Genomic DNA, 17,822 nt, shown 5'->3' with positions numbered 1-17,822 from the left:
TTATTTTGCATCCACTTGATTTTCCTGCATTTCATCAGGCAAAGTGATCTGTGTCGTCGCCACCAGCTTGCGCAAATGCATCAGTTCGCGGCGCTGCCGAAGCAGATAACCCATGCATGCTGCAACACCGACCACTGCCCCGCCTACAAAAAACATCAATATGATCAGCACCAGGGGCGCCTGCCATTCATAGCCGAGATAATAGGCCAGGGTAACGACTTCACTGTTCTTTACTGCAAACCCAAGCAACAGGATAAACAAAAAAAACTTCAATACCCACCCAAGATAACGCATCAATCACTCCCGCTCGCCGGTAATGCCCGATTTTAACCTTTGCGCACTGCTTAGAACATAAAAAAACGGCATGTCTTGCGACATGCCGTTTTTTTGAGCCCGGTATAAATCATCAAAGCCGGGTTTACGATTCACACACGAACTCTTGAAACTACCAACTCATTCCTACTTGCAATCCACGCGTTCACGCAGTTCCTTCCCGGCCTTGAAGTGAGGCACATACTTCTCCGGCACCGCTACCTTCTCACCGGTTTTAGGGTTACGTCCCAAACGTGGGGGGCGATAGTTCAGGCTAAAACTGCCAAACCCGCGGATTTCAATCCGCTCCCCTTCAGCGAGACTCTTGGAAACTGCATCCAGTATGGTCTTGACCGCCAGTTCAGCGTCGGTAACGACCAACTGGGGATAGCGTGCAGCTAGCCGCACAATCAACTCCGACTTGGTCATGAACTCGCCTTTCAGGATTCGAGGTTTTTATTATCAAGCTTGGCTTTCAACAACGCTCCCAGGCTTGTCGTTCCCGTACTTGCGGATTGGTCACCCGCCAGTTTTTGCATTGCCTCGGTCTGCTCAACGTTGTCCTTGGCCTTCACCGAAAGATTGATACTGCGGTTCTTGCGGTCGACATTGATGATCATTGCTTCAACTTCGTCGCCATCCTTGAGGTGGGTACGAATATCTTCAACGCGATCTCGCGACAATTCGGAAGCACGCAGATAACCTTCGATTTCTTCGCCCAGCTGAATCACGGCACCTTTGGCATCCATTGATTTCACTGTGCCTTTGACCATGCTGCCCTTGTCAAAGGTGGAGACATAATTGTTGAAAGGATCGCCTTCCATCTGTTTCACGCCCAGCGAAATCCGCTCGCGCTCAACATCGATGGCCAGCACCATGGCTTCAACTTCATCACCCTTCTTGAAGTTGTGCACAGCCTCTTCGCCCGGTTGGCTCCAGGACAGGTCTGACAAGTGCACCAGGCCATCAATACCGCCAGGCAAACCAATGAATACACCAAAATCGGTAATCGATTTGATCTGACCGCTGACCTTGTCGCCCTTCTTGTGATTCATTTCGAAATCATCCCAAGGGTTGGACTTGCACTGCTTCATGCCCAGGGAAATACGGCGACGTTCCTCGTCTATCTCAAGCACCATCACTTCCACTTCATCGCCCAGCTGCACGACTTTGGAAGGATGCACGTTCTTGTTGGTCCAATCCATTTCGGAGACGTGTACCAGACCTTCAATACCCGGCTCGATTTCCACGAACGCGCCATAGTCGGTCAGGTTGGCCACTTTGCCGAACATGCGGGTGCCGGTTGGATAGCGGCGTGACAGGCCCATCCACGGGTCGTCGCCGAGCTGCTTGATACCCAGCGAAACGCGGTTTTTCTCTTGATCGAACTTGAGAATCTTGGCTTCCACTTCGTCGCCCACCTGCACCACTTCGGACGGATGCTTGACACGGCGCCAGGCCATGTCGGTGATGTGCAGCAGGCCGTCGATGCCGCCCAGATCCACGAACGCGCCGTAGTCGGTGATGTTTTTGACCACGCCCTTGACGATGGCGCCTTCCTTGAGACTGTCCATCAACACCTGGCGATCGGCACCCATGCTCTGCTCCAGCACGGCACGACGCGATACCACCACGTTGTTGCGCTTGCGATCGAGCTTGATGACCTTGAATTCCATTTCCTTGTTTTCGTACGGTGCTGTGTCCTTGACCGGGCGGATATCCACCAGCGAACCGGGCAGGAAGGCACGAATGCCGTTCACCATCACCGTCAGGCCACCCTTGACCTTGCCATTGACCATGCCGGTGACGATTTCGCCGTCTTCCATGGATTTCTCCAGGCTGATCCAGGCGGCCAGACGTTTGGCCTTGTCGCGCGACAGCTTGGTCGAACCATAGCCGTCTTCGAGCATTTCAATGGCCACGCTGACGAAATCGCCTATCGCGACTTCCAGTTCACCGTGGTCATCACGGAATTCTTCAGTAGCAATCAGGCTTTCGGATTTCAGCCCGGCGTTTACGGTGACGAAATTATCGTCAATCGCCACGACTTCGGCGGTAATGACTTCGCCCGCGCGCAATTCCTGGCGCGTCAAGCTCTCTTCAAAGAGGGCGGCAAAGCTTTCGAAACTGGGTTCGGTGGTAGATGAAGAAGCAGTAGACATCATGAAAAGTAAAGGCCTAAAAATCCGCGATAAGATGCGGGGTTAATTTTAAATAAAATCCGTACCCGACGTCGGGTTCAGACACCTTGCCCGGACTGCCTTGCCTGATAGCTAGCCAGCACCCTGGCGACCGCCTGGTCGATAGTCAGGTGCGTGGTTTCCAGCAGGGTGGCATCCGCGCCTTGCTTGAGTGGAGCGATACTGCGCGCCGCATCGCGTGCGTCGCGCTCGCGTAATTCCTCGAGCAAGTTTGTAAGATTAGCACTGAATCCTTTTTCCATCAACTGCTTATAGCGGCGCTGCGCGCGTTCTTCAGCACTGGCTGTCAGAAATATTTTAACCGCAGCATCGGGAAATACGACCGAACCCATATCCCGCCCATCGGTCACCAGGCCAGGCGCCTGGCGGAAAGCGCGCTGGCGCTCCAGCAAAGCCGCGCGTACCACAGGCAATGCAGCTACCTTGGATGCCCCATTACCAATCATTTCCGTGCGCAACTCATCGCTTACCCGCTCTTCATCCAGCCATATTTCATTTTCTTCAAAACGCGCATTCAGATTGCGTGCGAGTTGAGCCAGTGCAGGCTCGTCATCCAGTGCAATTCCATGTTTTTGCGCTGCAAGCGCAGTCAGACGGTATAACGCTCCGCTATCCAGATAATGGAACCCCAGAGTACGCGCAACCAGCGCCGCGACCGTCCCTTTACCGGAAGCGGACGGTCCATCAATCGCAATCACCGGAATGTCGGCATTCCCGGTAATTGAAGCAAACGCATCAAAATATCCCGGAAACGTTTTGTTCACACATTTCGGATCGTTAATCCGTATTTTCACGCCGCCCAGCGTCACCAGCGAGAAACACATCGCCATGCGGTGGTCGTCGTAAGTATCGATGGTTGCGGCCTGCAACTGTGCCGGCGGCGTCACCCGCAGAAAATCCGCTCCTTCCTCGACAGTGGCGCCCACTTTGCGCAATTCCGTCGCCATGGCGTAAATACGGTCTGTCTCCTTCACCCGCCAGCTGCCGATATTGCGCAGGGTGGTCGGCCCATGAGCGAACAGTGCCACCACAGCAATGGTCATCGCGGCGTCGGGGATGTGATTGAAATCAGCATCGATGCCATGTAGACGGCCCTGAGCGGAAACCTCTACCCAGTTTTCACCTATCGTAATGCTGGCGCCCATCTGCTGCAGCCCCTCCGCAAAGCGAATGTCACCCTGAATGCTGGCGCTGCCTACGCCCTCCACCCGAACCGGACCGCCGCCGATGGCACCCGCAGCGAGAAAATAGGAGGCCGAGGAGGCGTCGCCTTCCACATAAATCGTACCCGGACTACGATAAGTCTGGCCTGCCGGCACGCTGAAAGCCTGCCAGCCATCACGCTCAACCTCAACGCCGTAGCGACGCATCAAGTTCAGCGTGATCTCGATGTAAGGTCTGGAAATCAGCTCGCCAATAACTCGGATGGTGATGGCCTTGCCGGTAAGCGGGACAGCCAGTAACAAGCCGGTCAAAAACTGGCTGGATACATTACCGCGCACCGTCACTTCATGGGTATTCGACAACTGCGCAGGCGTAATTTTTAATGGCGGAAAGTCGGGATTCTCAAGATAGTCGATCTGCGCCCCGAGCTGGCGCAAGGCATCGACCAGATCACCAATGGGCCGTTCGTGCATGCGCGGCACACCACGCAGCGTGTAATCGCCGCCGGACAGTGCCAGCGCCGCAGTAAGCGAACGGAATGCAGTACCTGCATTACCCAGCGACAGCACGGCCTGTTTGACCGGAAACGCCCCGCCTGCACCCTGTATGACATAGTCTTGTGTGTCTTCGTGGTACGTCCAGCCCACCCCCAGACTGGACAGCGCATTCAGCATCACCCGTGTATCGTCGGAATCCAGCAGGTTCTTCACAACAGTGCTGCCTTGCGCAAGCGCCGACAGCAGCAGAATGCGGTTGGAAATGCTTTTCGAACCAGGTAGCTGAATATGGCCCTGGGCACGAATCAACGGAGAGAGGTCAAGAAAATCCATTATCAATTTATGTGAAGATTGTTCGAGTAAAACGATACGGCGTAATTATTTCCCGGGCCAGCGCACACGCGCTGTTTGCGCGCGCTTGAACATTGCCTCCAGCGCGGCGGCATCTTCTGTCGCCAGCATCTCGCGCAGATGCTCCAGACTGGCCTGGTACTGCTCAATTTCCGTTAACAATGCCGGCCGGTTCGCCAACGCGATGTCGCGCCACATTTCCGGGCTGCTGGCCGCAATACGGGTAAAGTCGCGAAAACCACTGGCAGCGAAGTCGAATAACATGTCGGCATTCCCGCGGCGGGCAATCATGTCCACCAGCGTATAAGCCAGCAGATGCGGCAAATGGCTGACTGTGGCAAAGATGGCATCGTGCTCCGCGAATGACATTTCGCTCAGTTTGGCGCCGCACGCTTGCCAGAGCGCGCGCACTTTTGCTACTGCGGTCTTATCCGATTGCGGTAATGGCGTGAGGATGACATTTTTGCCTTGGTATAAATCCGCGCGTGCAGCCGGGGCACCACAGGTTTCCGCCCCGGCAATGGGATGACCCGGCACACAATTTTTCAAATGCGCAGCAAGATGCACCTGCATCAATTCAGCCACGTTTTGCTTGGTACTACCGGCATCGGTAATAATCGTTGCAGCCCCCATATGCGGCGCGATTTCCCGCATCAAGGCAGCCATTTGACCAACCGGCACCGCGAGCAGCACAACATCCGTACCTTGCATGGCTTCGGCTGTCGTCGTGGCGATGCGGTCGATGATACCCAGCTTGAGTGCTGTATCAAGATTAGCGCGGCTCCGCCCTACGCCAACCACTTCGCCCACCGACGCTGCCTGTTTCAACGCCAGCGCAACCGAACCGCCGATCAGACCGACGCCGAATATGGCGAGTTTGTGGATGCGTGTGGTCATTGTCTAGACTGTGCTGGAAAACATGTTAGCTACGGGGCTAGAGATTCGCAAACGAAGCACCGTGCTCTCTGTGCCCCACAACTCCACATTTAAATATCCCGGCCCAACACCTGAGCAATCCCCTTGATCTCGCCCATCAGGTTTTTCAGTTCATCCGGGTTCAATGCCTGATCGGCATCGCACCAGGCTTCGCAGGGTTTGGGGTGCATTTCCACCAGCAAGCCGTCGGCACCGGCGGCGATGGCCGCACGCGACAATGCCGGCACCATCCACGCCTTGCCGCCCGCATGCGAAGGATCGACAATCACCGGAAAATGCGTTTCTTTTTTCAATACCGGGATAGCCGTCACATCCAGCATGTTGCGATAGTAGGTCTCGAAACTACGCACACCGCGCTCACAGAAAATGATGTTATGGTTGCCGCCCGCAGCAATGTATTCCGCCGCCATCAGCCATTCTGAAACCGTCGCCGACATACCGCGCTTGAGGATGACCGGCTTGCGGGTACGCCCCACTTCTTTCAATAGGTCGAAATTTTGCATACTGCGGGTACCGATCTGAATCACGTCGACATCCCATTCCAGAAAGGTGTCGAGCATGCGGATATCCATCAGTTCGGTAACGATGGGAAGGCCTTGCGCATCGGCCGCCTTGCGGAACATTTCCAGGCCTTCCACACCCTTGCCCTGAAAGGCATAGGGGCTGGTGCGTGGTTTGAATGCGCCACCACGCATCAGGTGACACCCGGCTGCCTTGACGAATTTGGCAGCGTCGTCCATCTGCTGTTGCGTTTCCACCGAGCATGGACCGCCTATCACCTGAATCGTATTGCCACCGAGTTTGATGCCCTTGATATCGATGACGCTATTCTCCTTGTGCCACTCGCGCGCCACAATCTTGTAGGGTTTGACGATATGCATGGACTGCTCCACGCCCGGCAGTGCGTCAATCAGTTCCTTATCGATGCTGCGCTCGTCACCGATGGCACCGATGATCGTGCGTTCCACGCCGCGCGAGATATTGGTATCACAGCCATACTCCCTGATTTTTTTTACTACGCCTTCAATCTGGGTTTCGGTAGCCTCGGGGCTCATTACAACGATCATGCTTGCTCCTTAAGAGCGCTTTCCAGCGCCTGCAAAAATTGAGTGTTTTCAGCGGCCAGACCAATGCTGACGCGCAGGTATTCAGGCATCGCGTAATTGCCGATGGGCCGTACGATCACGCCTTTTTCCAGCAAGCGCCGGTACATATCAGCTGCATTGCCGATGCGAATAGCCAGAAAATTACCAAACGATGGAATGTACTCCAGGCCCAACAGCAGCAATCCCTGGATAATCTGGCGCATGCCGAGCTGATTTAATGCATAGCTACGCGCGATGAAATCAGTATCGTCGAGCGCCGCAGTCGCCGCAACCAGCGCCAGGCTATTGACATTGAACGGCTGGCGGACACGGTTCATCATATCCGCCACCATAGGACTGGTAAGTGCATAGCCTACGCGCAAACCGGCCAGGCCGTAAGCCTTGGAGAAAGTGCGGCTCACCACCAGATTCGGAAAGCGCTGCAGCCAGGCCAAGGCATCGGACTGCTGCTGCGGCGGCAGATATTCTCCGTAGGCCTCGTCCAGCACAACAATGACACGCTCCGGCACGCGCTGCAGGAAAGCCCGCAATGCCTCATTGGACAGCCAGGTGCCGGTAGGGTTGTTGGGATTGGCAATGAACATCACTCGCGTATCGGCACGAATCGCATCCAGCATGGCATCCAGATCATGACCGAAATCATGCGCCGCAGTTTCTATGCCCTCGGCGCCGACAGCCTGGGTAGCCAGTGCATAGATTGCGAAAGCATGCCTGGAAAATATCGCCGAGGCTCCGGGTGCCAGGAATGCGCGTGCTACCTGTTCGAGTATATCGTTGGAGCCATTGCCCAGCACGATCTGTTCCGCCGGGATAGCCAATTTGCGCGTCAGAGCGGCTTTCAATTCAAAACCGCTGCCATCCGGGTACAACGCGATGCCGGTAAGCGCATTTTCAATGGCTGTCAGCGCCCTGGGGCTGGGACCAAGCGGGTTTTCATTGGATGCCAGTTTCACGATATCGCGCTCGGCCAGACCGAGTTCACGTGCAACTTCAGCAATGGGCTTGCCGGGCTGATACGGCGCAATGGCGCGCACGTATGGCGGGGACAGATCACACAGATTCATTATTACGGCCTACAAAACGCCTACCGGGTAGGCTCCAAGAACTTTCAAAAACGCGGCTTTATCCTGTAATTCAGCCAATGCGGCAGCGACCCGCGGTTCATCGCGGTGACCTTCCAGGTCAATAAAAAACACATATTCCCACAAACCGGAACGGGCTGGACGCGATTCAAATTTAGTCATTGATACGCCATGACGCGCCAGCGGTTGCAATAATTCCACAACCGCACCGGGTCGATTGTGTGCTGACATCAGCAAGGAAGTCTTGTCTTGTCCGGAAGGTGTCGCATCGTGTTGGCCAATGACAAGAAAACGCGTGGTGTTATCGGGTTCATCCTCAATATTTTCAGCCAGCTTCTGCAACCCGTACAACTCGGCTGCCGCATCCCCAGCAATGGCCAGTACTGCCGAATCCTCTGCTGCCATGCGTGCCGCCTGGGCATTACTCGCGACGGGGATACACTGCACATTGGGCAGATGCTTGTTCAGCCACTCATGACACTGCGCCAAAGACTGGCTATGCGAGTACAGCGCCGAAACGCCATCCAGCCCCGGCTGTTTACGCAAAAGATGCTGATGGATGCGTAACGCTACCTCGCCACAGATTTTCAACGAGGTGTCCTGCAGTAAATCCAGCGTGCGGCTGATGGCGCCTTCAGTCGAATTTTCCACCGGCACGACGCCGTAATCCGCATTGCCTGAAGCAACATCACGAAATACATCATCGATCGAGAGACACGGTGCAGCGGCAGCGGCATGGCCAAATTGTTTCTGGGCGGCAGCCTGACTGAATGTGCCCAAGGGACCCAGAAATGCAATTGACAGGGGCTTTTCCAGCGCCAGACAGGCCGACATGATTTCGCGGAACAGGCGTGCTGCCGTTTCGTCTGACAAGGGGCCGGGGTTGATTTCCTTGATACGGCGCAGCACCTGAGCTTCGCGTTCAGGCCTGTATACCGTCCCGTTTTTCAGACGGCCGATAGTTTGCGCATGAGCGGCACGCTGGTTGACAAGCTTGAGGATTTCGACATCCAGCGCATCAATTTCGGTGCGAATTTTTTGCAAATCTTCAGCCATGACTAAACAGCGGGTAAATAGCGCACAGCCAGCACGCCCGTGATGGCACACAATTCCTTTACTACCGAATCGGGAACGATGCTGTCCACGTCCACCAGGGTGTAGGCCATTTCACCTCTGGATTTGTTGACCATGGTATGAATATTGAGTCCGGCATTCGCCATCGCGGTGGAAATCTGGCCCAGCATGTTAGGCACATTGGTATTGGCAATCGCCACGCGATAGGCCGATTCACGCGGCATCTCCACATTGGGAAAGTTAACGGCATTAAGGATGTTGCCGTTTTCCAGATAATCGGTCAGCTGCTCGGCCACCATCACCGCGCAGTTCTCCTCGGCCTCGCCGGTCGAGGCGCCCAGGTGCGGCAGGCACACCACGCCAGGCTGGTTTTGCAATGCATTGGCAGGAAAGTCATTGAGGTAAGCACGCAGTTGGCCGGATTTCAGGCCGGCCAGCGCGGCGCCATTGTCCACAATACCTTCGCGGGCGAAGTTGAGCAGTACCGTACCCGGCTGCATCAGGGCGATGCGCTCGGCATTGATCAGGTTACGCGTGGCATCCAGCAGCGGAACATGCAGCGTAATAAAATCGGCGGCCTTCACCACTTCTTCCACGCTATTGGCTTTTTTGACCTGGGCAGGCAGGCGCCAGGCGGCCTCAACCGTAATGGCCGGATCAAAACCGATGACTTTCATGCCGAGCTTGATGGCGGCATCGGCCACCAGCGAGCCAATCGCTCCCAGCCCGATTACCCCGAGGGTGCGGCCTGGCAACTCGGTGCCGGCAAAGTTTTTCTTGCCTGCCTCGGTCGCCTTGTGCATTTCTTCGTCGCTGCCGCTGAGTGTTTCCACAAACCGGATTGCCGGCATCAGGTTGCGCGCACCCATCAGCATGCCCGCGATGACCAACTCCTTGACCGCATTGGCATTGGCGCCTGGGGCATTGAATACGGGGACACCGCGTTCGGACAGTTTTTTCACCGGGATGTTATTGGTGCCGGCACCCGCACGACCAATCGCCAGCACCGAGGCCGGGATATCCATCTCGTGCATGTTGGCAGAGCGCACCAGAATCGCATCGGCTTGCATCACATCGCTGCCCACGGTATAGCTTGCGGGCAGGCGCGCCAGTCCCTGCCTGGAAATGGCGTTCAGGATTTGGACTTGAAAAGTCTTAGCCATTTTTCTGTTCGAAAGCCTTCATGTAATTGACCAACACAGTTACACCCTCGATCGGCATGGCGTTGTAGATGGAAGCGCGCATGCCGCCCACCGAGCGATGGCCCTTTAACTGCAGCAGACCATGCTCCTTGGCGCCCTTGAGAAAGGCTTCGTCCAGTGCAGCGTCTTTCAGCGTGAACGGAATATTCATGCGTGAACGATTGTCGCGCGCCACCGGGCTGGTGTAAAAATCGGTCGCATCGAGATAACCGTAGAGCAAATCGGCTTTGGCAATATTGTGTTTTTCCATCTCGGCCAGCCCGCCTTCACGTTTCAGCAACTGGAATACCAGCCCGGCGATATACATCGCGTAAGTCGGCGGCGTGTTGTACATGGAGTCGTTGTCGGCATGGGTCTTGTAGTCGAACATGGTGGGCGTCCCCGCCACGGTCTGGCCGATCAGGTCGTCGCGCACAATGACGATGGTCAATCCGGCCGGTCCGATGTTTTTCTGCGCACCGGCGTAAATCAGGCCAAATTGGCTCACGTCGATGGGGCGCGACAATATGGTGGACGACATATCCGCCACCAGCGGCACATTGCCGGTTTTCGGCGTCCAGAAAATTTCCACGCCGCCGATGGTTTCATTCGGCGTGTAATGTACAAAGGCCGCATTCGGGTCGAGCTTCCACGCATCCTGGGCAGGCGCATAGTTGAAGTTCCTGTCTTCGCTGCTCGCCACTACGTTCACCGTCCCGTAACGTTTGGCTTCCTTGATGGCTTTTTTCGACCATTCGCCGGTATTAAGGTAATCCATGCCGGTTTTACCGCGCAACAGGTTCATCGGTACCATGGCAAACTGCGAAGACGCACCACCCTGCAGGAACAGTACCTTGTAGTTGGCCGGAATGCCCATCAACTCGCGCAAGTCGGCTTCCATCCGGGCAGCAATGCCCATGAATTCCTTGCCGCGATGGCTCATTTCCATCACCGACATGCCGCTGCCGTGCCAATCCACCAATTCGTCGCGGGCTTGTTCGAGTACGGCTTTAGGCAATACCGCAGGGCCGGCACTGAAGTTATAAATATTACTCATTATCAATACCTTAAGATTTATTGTTAATTTACAATATTAATTACACTTCTTCATCGTCTTCACTTTCATCTTCGCGTTCCAGTACGCGCTGCACACCAATCAACTTTTGCTTGTCGTCGAGATTGATCAGTGTAACGCCCTGAGTCGCGCGCCCCATTTCGCGCATTTCATTGACCCGGGTACGGATCAGCACGCCGCCATTGGTAATCAGCATGATCTCGTCGTCCGGTTCGACCAGCGTGGCAGCAACCATACGGCCGTTGCGTGGCGTGGTCTGGATCGCGATCATGCCTTGCGTACCACGGCCATGACGGGTGTATTCCGCAATATTGGTGCGTTTGCCATAACCGTTTTCAGTAGCGGTCAGTACCGACTGCTGCTCGTTTTCTGCTACCAGCAAGGAAATGACCTTCTGCCCTGGCGCAAGTTTCATTCCGCGTACGCCACGTGCGCCGCGCCCCATCACGCGCACGTCGTTCTCGTCGAAACGCACCGCTTTGCCACCATCCGAAAACAGCATGACGTCGTGATTACCTTCAGTGAGGGCAACCCCAACCAGATAATCACCCTCGTCCAGCCCTACCGCGATGATGCCGGCGCGACGCGGATTGGAGAAATCGGACAACGCGGTCTTCTTGACTACGCCATGGGCAGTGGCCATGAATACAAAACGGTTATCCGTGAATTCCCGTACCGGCAGGATGGCATTGATGTTCTCGCCTTCCGACAGCGACAACAGATTGACGATAGGTTTGCCGCGCGAGATGCGGCTGCCCTGCGGCACTTCGTAAACCTTGACCCAATATACCTTGCCGAAATCGGAGAAGCACAGGATGTAATCGTGGCTGTTGGCGATGAACAGACGCTCGATGAAATCGTCTTCCTTGGTTGGCGCAGCCTGCTTGCCACGGCCGCCGCGCTTTTGTGCACTGTAATCGGCCAGCGGTTGCGACTTCATGTAACCACCGTGCGACAGCGTCACCACCATGTCCTGCGGCGTAATCAGGTCTTCCACACTCAAATCCTGCGCGTAGACAACGATCTCGGAGCGACGCTTGTCGCCGAATTGCTGCTTCACCAGGCCGATTTCCTCGACGATGATGGCGGTAATGCGCTCGGGCCTGGCGAGAATGTCAAGCAGGTCGGCGATTTTGGTAACCACCTCTTTGTATTCGGTGAGTATCTTGTCCTGCTCCAGTCCGGTCAGGCGTTGCAGGCGCAATTCCAGAATGGCTTGCGCTTGCGCGTCGGACAGCCGGTAGCCGTCTTTGGAGAAACCGAATTCGATCGCCAGCCCCTCGGGGCGAAAGGCGTTGACGTCATCCACTGCACGGGACAGCATTTCCTCGACCAGTTGCGAACGCCATGTTTTGGCCATCAGGCCTTCCTTGGCCACGGCCGGCGTTGGCGCAGCCTTGATCAAGGCGATGATTTCATCCACATTGGACAGCGCTACCGCCAGACCTTCCAGGATATGGCCGCGTTCACGCGCTTTTTTCAGCTCGAAAACAGTACGCCGTGTAACCACCTCGCGGCGGTGGCGCAGGAAAGCCACCAGCATCTGCTTCAGGTTCAACAGGCGCGGCTGGTTGTCCACCAGCGCCACCATGTTCATGCCGAAGCTGTCCTGCATCTGCGTGTGCTTGTACAGATTGTTCAGCACCACCTCGGGCACTTCGCCGCGCTTCAGCTCGATCACCACACGCATGCCGGATTTGTCCGACTCGTCGCGCAGATCCGAGATGCCCTCCATTTTCTTTTCGCGCACCAGCTCGCCGATCTTGATCAGCAGGTTGGCCTTGTTCACCTGATAGGGCAGCTCGTCGATGATAATGGAATGGCGATTGGCGCCCTTGTCCAGGTCTTCGAAATGGGTGCGCGCGCGGATCACCACGCGGCCACGCCCGGTGCGGTAGCCTTCGCGCACGCCAACCAGCCCGTAAATGATGCCGGCGGTGGGGAAATCCGGCGCCTTGATGATATCGATCAGCGCTTCGATATCGGTTTCCGGATTCTCCAGCAAAGTGAGGCAGGCATCGCACACATCGGTCAGATTGTGCGGCGGAATGTTGGTCGCCATGCCTACCGCGATACCGGACGAGCCGTTGATCAGCAGATTGGGAATCTTGGCCGGCAGAATCAGCGGCTCGTGTTCGGAACCGTCATAGTTCGGGCCGAAATTGACCGTTTCCTTGTCGAGATCTGCGAGCAGCTCATGGGCGATCCTGGACATGCGGATTTCGGTATAACGCATGGCCGCCGCATTATCGCCGTCCACCGAGCCGAAGTTGCCCTGGCCGTCGATCAGCGGATAGCGCAAGGAAAAGTCCTGCGCCATGCGCACGATGGTGTCGTACACGGCGGTATCGCCGTGCGGATGGTATTTACCGATCACATCGCCGACGATACGCGCCGACTTCTTGTAGGCCTTGTTCCAATCGTTGGACAACTCGTGCATGGCAAACAGCACGCGGCGGTGCACAGGCTTCAATCCGTCACGCACATCGGGCAGTGCACGCCCCACAATCACGCTCATTGCGTAATCAAGGTAGGAGCGGCGCATTTCCTCTTCGAGGCTGACGGGAAGCGTTTCTTTAGCGAAAGATTCCATTGATCGGTCTGTTTTTATAGGAGAAAGGAAACCCCGCGATTCTAGCATGCGCAGCGCACCCGGCAAAATTGGCGCTCGCCATCCTTGTCAGGCGGCAGACCTGCCTTTATAGTGCGGCGAACCTGCCCAATTACAGAATCATGCCCGAAACTCCCGCTCATCCTGTCGAAACACTTATCGAAGCCCGCTGGGTCATCCCGGTTGAACCGTCCGGCACTGTGCTCACCGATCACAGCGTGGCGGTGGATGGTGGCCGCATTGTCGCCATTCTGCCCACGGAAGAAGCACGCCGCCGTTTTGTGGCACAGCGCTACTACCGGCTCACCGACCATGCGTTGATCCCGGGCCTGATCAACCTGCACACGCATGCGGCGATGACGCTGTTGCGCGGCTACTCCGACGACCTGCCGCTGATGGAATGGCTGAAAGGTCACATCTGGCCTGCAGAAAATCGCCATATGTCCCCCGATTTCGTGCGCGACGGCGCGCGCATCGCCTGCGCCGAAATGCTGCGCGGCGGCACCACTTGCTTTAACGATATGTACTTTTTCCCGGAAGCGGTGGCGGAGGCGGCGCTGGACGCGGGAATGCGCGCCGCTATCGGGCTGATCGTGATTGATTTCCCGACCGCTTATGCGGGCGATTCCGACGACTACCTCAACAAAGGTTTCGCACTGCGCGACCGCCTGCGCGATGAATTATTGCTGTCGTTTACCCTCGCTCCGCACGCACCCTATACCGTGGGCGATAAAACCTTCGAAAAGATCGCCACCTTCGCCAGCCAGCTGGATTTGCCGGTGCATATCCATCTGCACGAAACCGAGGACGAAATCCGCCAGAGCCTGACCCAGCATAATCTGCGTCCGCTGGCACGGCTGCATAACCTCGGTCTGCTTGGCCCCGGCCTGATCGCCGTGCATGGCGTACACCTGACTCCGGATGAACAAAGCCTGCTGGCCGCACACGGCTGTCACGTAGCGCATTGTCCGGCCTCCAATCTCAAACTGGCCAGCGGGTTTGCACCGATCGCGGCGCTGGCCGGGCATGGCGTCAATATCGGCATCGGCACTGACGGGGCGGCCAGCAACAACAAACTCGATATGTTCGACGAGATGCGGCTCACTGCCCTGCTCGCTAAAGCCGTAAGTGGTGACGCGGCCGCGATACCCGCCCATACTGCGTTGCAGATGGCCACACTGAACGGCGCATGTGCCCTGGGCCTGGACGACCGTATCGGCTCCCTCACGCCCGGTAAATTGGCTGATATCGTGGCAGTGGATCTATCCGGCATTGAAAACCAACCGTGTTTCGATCCCGTCTCCACGCTGGTATACGCTGCCGGACGCGAGCAAGTCAGCCATGTCTGGGTAAATGGCGAGTTGCGCCTCGACAACCGCCAGCTCACCAGCCTGGACGAACGGGAACTTAAGCTCGCCGCCAGCGTCTGGCAATCACGGATCACGCACTGAAAGAGAACAATATGAGCAACGCCGACCAACTGGAACTCGACAAATTCAGCGCACTTGCCCACAAATGGTGGGACCCCAACAGCGAATTCAAACCCCTGCACGAAATCAATCCGCTGCGTCTGGACTACATTGACCGTCTGGCCGGCCTGGATGGCAAGGCCGTTCTGGATGTAGGCTGCGGCGGCGGCATTCTGTCCGAAAGTATGACCGGGCGTGGCGCCGCCGTCACCGGCATCGATCTGGCGGAAAAATCGCTTAAAGTCGCCAAACTGCATCTACTTGAATCCGGAGCCAGCGTCGACTATCGATGCATCCCGGTGGAAACGCTGGCCGCCGCACAACCCGCCAGTTTTGATGTGGTGACCTGCATGGAAATGCTCGAACACGTTCCCAATCCGGAATCCGTGGTGCGCGCCTGTGCCGAGCTGGTCAAGCCCGGCGGCTGGGTGTTCTTTTCCACCCTGAATCGCAACCCGAGAAGCTATTTGTTCGCCATCATCGGGGCGGAATACGTCCTCAATTTACTGCCGCGCGGCACCCACGATTACGCCCGCTTCATCAAGCCATCCGAGCTGTCGCGCTTTGCGCGCAGCGCCGGGCTGGCAGTAAACGACCTCATCGGCATGACCTACAATCCGCTAACCAAGGTCTACAAGCTGGAACACGATACCAAAGTCAACTACACCATCGCCTGCCGCCGCCATGGTTAATGCTGTCCTGTTCGACCTCGACGGTACGCTGGTCGATACCGCACCTGATCTCGGCTATGCGCTCAACCAGCAGCGTCAGATGCATGGCCTGCCGGAAATGCCGCTGGAACTGATCCGCCCTTACGCCTCGCACGGCACCGTTGGCTTGCTGCAAATCGGCTTTGCCATCAGCCCCGATCATCCGGCATTTCAGGACCTGCGCGCCGAATATCTGGAACTCTACGAACAAAATCTCAATCAGTTCAGCGCCCTGTTCCCCGGCATGATGGAACTCCTCGACGAACTGGAAATGCGCGGCCTGCCTTGGGGTATCGTCACCAACAAGCCCACGCGTTTCACCGATCCGTTGCTTGCTCAAATGGGGCTGGATGACCGCGCTGCCAGCGTCATCAGCGGCGATACTTGCGCGTATTCCAAGCCCCATCCCGAACCGCTGCTGGCCGCCTGCCGCGAAATCGGCGTCCTGCCTGCGACATGCGTATACATCGGCGACGCCGAACGCGATATCGAAGCCGCCCATGCCTCCGGCATGCCTGCACTGGTCGCCGAATACGGCTACATCGGCCCGCAAGACGACCCGCTGGAATGGGGTGCAGACGGCTTCATCCAATCGCCCACCGCACTGCTCGAATATCTGGGCTACTGATTGGTGTACAATTCAACCCATTGGTGCTTGAATTTTGCAGCGCTGGCACCATTTGCAGCAACAGCAGCAAAGCAGTAAACCCGGGGGCGACCTGGCTTCGACGTGGGTTGCAAAGCAGAACAGGGCATACCGAGGACGGACTACCTCGTAAATACAATCCGATCGTTTATAACTGCAAACGACGAAACTTACGCTCTGGCCGCTTAATTGCGCCAGACCCTACACCAGCTAGCATACGAGTTGGGCCAGGCAACTGGCAGTAGGGTAATCTCAGTATGATCGCCTTGTTCAGGGTTGCTTTGGACAAGGTTAAAACCAAGGCAACTCGCTGGCTTCCAGCCTGTTCGGTGGGCGTGAAGCAGGTTAAAACCAAATTACCGGACTAAGTATGTAGAACTGTCTGTAGAGTGCTTGCGGACGGGGGTTCGATCCCCCCCGCCTCCACCAATAACAAAACCCCAACCGTTCTCGGTTGGGGTTTTTTCTTGCCTGATCGCGCCGGTTCCCGCGTACTCGTGCGTGTTTCCTGCGAACGCCTGCGGACTTCGCCAGCCGCCCTTACTGGCCGTTCCGGGCCACATTCCACTCTCTCCTGGCCATTCCTCGCTCCGGCATCGCTCTCCTAAATAGGCCCGGAGTCCGCAAAGTCCGCGATTGCCACCAATTACAGATCAATGGGTTACGCGCGGACGAATCAAGCGGTTGGAATGTAGCATCGGGTAGCAAAGGAAACTGTTTCTGTTGTGTTTTGTCGGTAGATATTGACAACTACCGACGTAATGCAACATCATGGCGGCATGGAAACTTCGCATCAGACCATTCTGGATCTCGCCGCCCAGCGCGGCCTAATACGCCCGCGCGATCTTGATGCGCTGGGGCTGCCCAGTGTCGCCCTCACACGGCTGGTTCGGCAGGGCCTGCTCACCCGTGTGGGCCGCGGTCTGTATGCGCGTCCTGATCGCAGCGTATCCGAGCATGGCACGCTGGCCCAGGTGGCACGCAAACACCCGCAAGCCATCGTCTGCCTGCTGTCAGCACTGCGGGTGCACGACCTCACCACGCAGTCGCCATTCGAGGTCTGGCTCGCTATTCCCAACAAGGCTCGTGCACCGAAGATGGATTACCCGCCCCTGCGCATTGTGCGCTTCTCGGGTGCTGCGCTGACCGATGGCGTCGAAGAGCACCAGATCGATGGCGTGTCCGTGCGCGTGACCAACGTTGCTCGCACCGTGGCCGATTGCTTCAAGTTTCGCAACAAAATCGGCCTCGATGTGGCGATGGAAGCGTTGCAGGAGGCTTGGCGAGCCAAGCGTGTGAGCATGGACGAACTCTGGCGCTATGCCACGCTTTGCCGCGTGGCCAATGTGATGCGCCCCTACATGGAAAGCCTGTCATGAACCAGCGCAACACCTTGCTCTCGGCGCA

At 56.6% G+C, this 17,822-nt stretch carries 16 protein-coding genes and 1 other RNA gene; 5 read left to right on the top strand and 12 right to left on the bottom strand.

Going from position 1 to position 17,822, the window contains the following annotated elements:
* The 12 genes from ACYCZJ_RS03145 to gyrA all read right to left on the bottom strand — a co-directional run bounded on the left by ACYCZJ_RS03145 (window position 1) and on the right by gyrA (window position 13,572).
* On the bottom strand, window positions 1–294 hold the full coding sequence (locus tag ACYCZJ_RS03145) for a lipopolysaccharide assembly protein LapA domain-containing protein (protein WP_461552769.1): 294 nt from the start codon (window positions 292–294) through the stop codon (window positions 1–3).
* Between the two features lie 3 nt (window positions 295–297).
* Window positions 298–429 carry a hypothetical protein gene (locus ACYCZJ_RS03140; protein WP_461552768.1) on the bottom strand — a complete coding sequence of 44 codons (132 nt, stop codon included), beginning with the start codon at window positions 427–429 and terminating at the stop codon, window positions 298–300.
* 30 nt (window positions 430–459) lie between these two features.
* The gene (locus tag ACYCZJ_RS03135; protein WP_461552767.1) at window positions 460–741 is read right to left on the bottom strand and encodes an integration host factor subunit beta; all 282 of its coding nucleotides are present in this window, start codon (window positions 739–741) and stop codon (window positions 460–462) included.
* An 11-nt stretch (window positions 742–752) separates the two neighbouring features.
* Window positions 753–2,474, bottom strand: coding sequence for a 30S ribosomal protein S1 (gene rpsA, locus ACYCZJ_RS03130; RefSeq protein ID WP_461552889.1), 1,722 nt, complete (start codon window positions 2,472–2,474; stop codon window positions 753–755).
* A 77-nt stretch (window positions 2,475–2,551) separates the two neighbouring features.
* Window positions 2,552–4,507 (bottom strand): bifunctional 3-phosphoshikimate 1-carboxyvinyltransferase/cytidylate kinase, encoded by a 1,956-nt coding sequence (locus ACYCZJ_RS03125; protein WP_461552766.1) that lies wholly within the window; start codon window positions 4,505–4,507, stop codon window positions 2,552–2,554.
* Between the two features lie 45 nt (window positions 4,508–4,552).
* Window positions 4,553–5,422 (bottom strand): prephenate dehydrogenase, encoded by an 870-nt coding sequence (locus ACYCZJ_RS03120; RefSeq protein WP_461552765.1) that lies wholly within the window; start codon window positions 5,420–5,422, stop codon window positions 4,553–4,555.
* 89 nt (window positions 5,423–5,511) lie between these two features.
* A complete protein-coding gene (gene aroF, locus ACYCZJ_RS03115; protein WP_461552764.1) occupies window positions 5,512–6,528 on the bottom strand; it encodes a 3-deoxy-7-phosphoheptulonate synthase in 1,017 nt (338 codons plus the stop codon).
* Entirely contained in the window at window positions 6,525–7,631 is a 1,107-nt protein-coding gene (hisC, locus tag ACYCZJ_RS03110; protein ID WP_461552763.1) for a histidinol-phosphate transaminase, read from the bottom strand. Before hisC ends, aroF begins: the two co-directional genes overlap by 4 nt.
* Window positions 7,632–7,640: 9 nt before the next feature.
* Window positions 7,641–8,705, bottom strand: coding sequence for a prephenate dehydratase (pheA, locus tag ACYCZJ_RS03105; RefSeq protein ID WP_461552762.1), 1,065 nt, complete (start codon window positions 8,703–8,705; stop codon window positions 7,641–7,643).
* Window positions 8,706–8,707: 2 nt separating this feature from the next.
* A complete protein-coding gene (locus tag ACYCZJ_RS03100) occupies window positions 8,708–9,886 on the bottom strand; it encodes a phosphoglycerate dehydrogenase (protein WP_461552761.1) in 1,179 nt (392 codons plus the stop codon).
* The gene (gene serC, locus ACYCZJ_RS03095; RefSeq protein WP_461552760.1) at window positions 9,879–10,961 is read right to left on the bottom strand and encodes a 3-phosphoserine/phosphohydroxythreonine transaminase; all 1,083 of its coding nucleotides are present in this window, start codon (window positions 10,959–10,961) and stop codon (window positions 9,879–9,881) included. The genes ACYCZJ_RS03100 and serC overlap by 8 nt, the downstream gene beginning before the upstream one ends.
* 40 nt (window positions 10,962–11,001) lie before the next feature.
* Window positions 11,002–13,572: a DNA gyrase subunit A gene (gene gyrA, locus ACYCZJ_RS03090; protein ID WP_461552759.1), complete on the bottom strand. Its 2,571-nt coding sequence runs from the start codon at window positions 13,570–13,572 to the stop codon at window positions 11,002–11,004.
* Between the two features lie 140 nt (window positions 13,573–13,712).
* Here gyrA and ACYCZJ_RS03085 point away from each other — a divergent pair, with 140 nt between their 5' ends.
* The 5 genes from ACYCZJ_RS03085 (at window position 13,713) to ACYCZJ_RS03065 (ending at window position 17,794) form a co-directional block, all read left to right on the top strand.
* Window positions 13,713–15,041, top strand: a complete 1,329-nt coding sequence (locus ACYCZJ_RS03085; protein WP_461552758.1) for a TRZ/ATZ family hydrolase — start codon at window positions 13,713–13,715, stop codon at window positions 15,039–15,041.
* An 11-nt stretch (window positions 15,042–15,052) separates the two neighbouring features.
* Window positions 15,053–15,751, top strand: a complete 699-nt coding sequence (gene ubiG / locus ACYCZJ_RS03080) for a bifunctional 2-polyprenyl-6-hydroxyphenol methylase/3-demethylubiquinol 3-O-methyltransferase UbiG (protein ID WP_461552757.1) — start codon at window positions 15,053–15,055, stop codon at window positions 15,749–15,751.
* A complete protein-coding gene (gph, locus tag ACYCZJ_RS03075) occupies window positions 15,744–16,397 on the top strand; it encodes a phosphoglycolate phosphatase (RefSeq protein ID WP_461552756.1) in 654 nt (217 codons plus the stop codon). Before ubiG ends, gph begins: the two co-directional genes overlap by 8 nt.
* An 82-nt stretch (window positions 16,398–16,479) precedes the next feature.
* Window positions 16,480–16,844: a transfer-messenger RNA gene (gene ssrA, locus ACYCZJ_RS03070) on the top strand.
* A gap of 350 nt (window positions 16,845–17,194) precedes the next feature.
* Complete coding sequence (locus ACYCZJ_RS03065; RefSeq protein WP_461552755.1) at window positions 17,195–17,794, top strand: type IV toxin-antitoxin system AbiEi family antitoxin domain-containing protein; 600 nt, start codon at window positions 17,195–17,197, stop codon at window positions 17,792–17,794.
* Window positions 17,795–17,822 lie beyond the last annotated feature (28 nt).

The organism is Sulfuriferula sp. (genome assembly GCF_054605375.1).
Note: the sequence above shows the minus strand (reverse complement) of the source record. Positions and strands in the feature narration are given on the sequence as shown.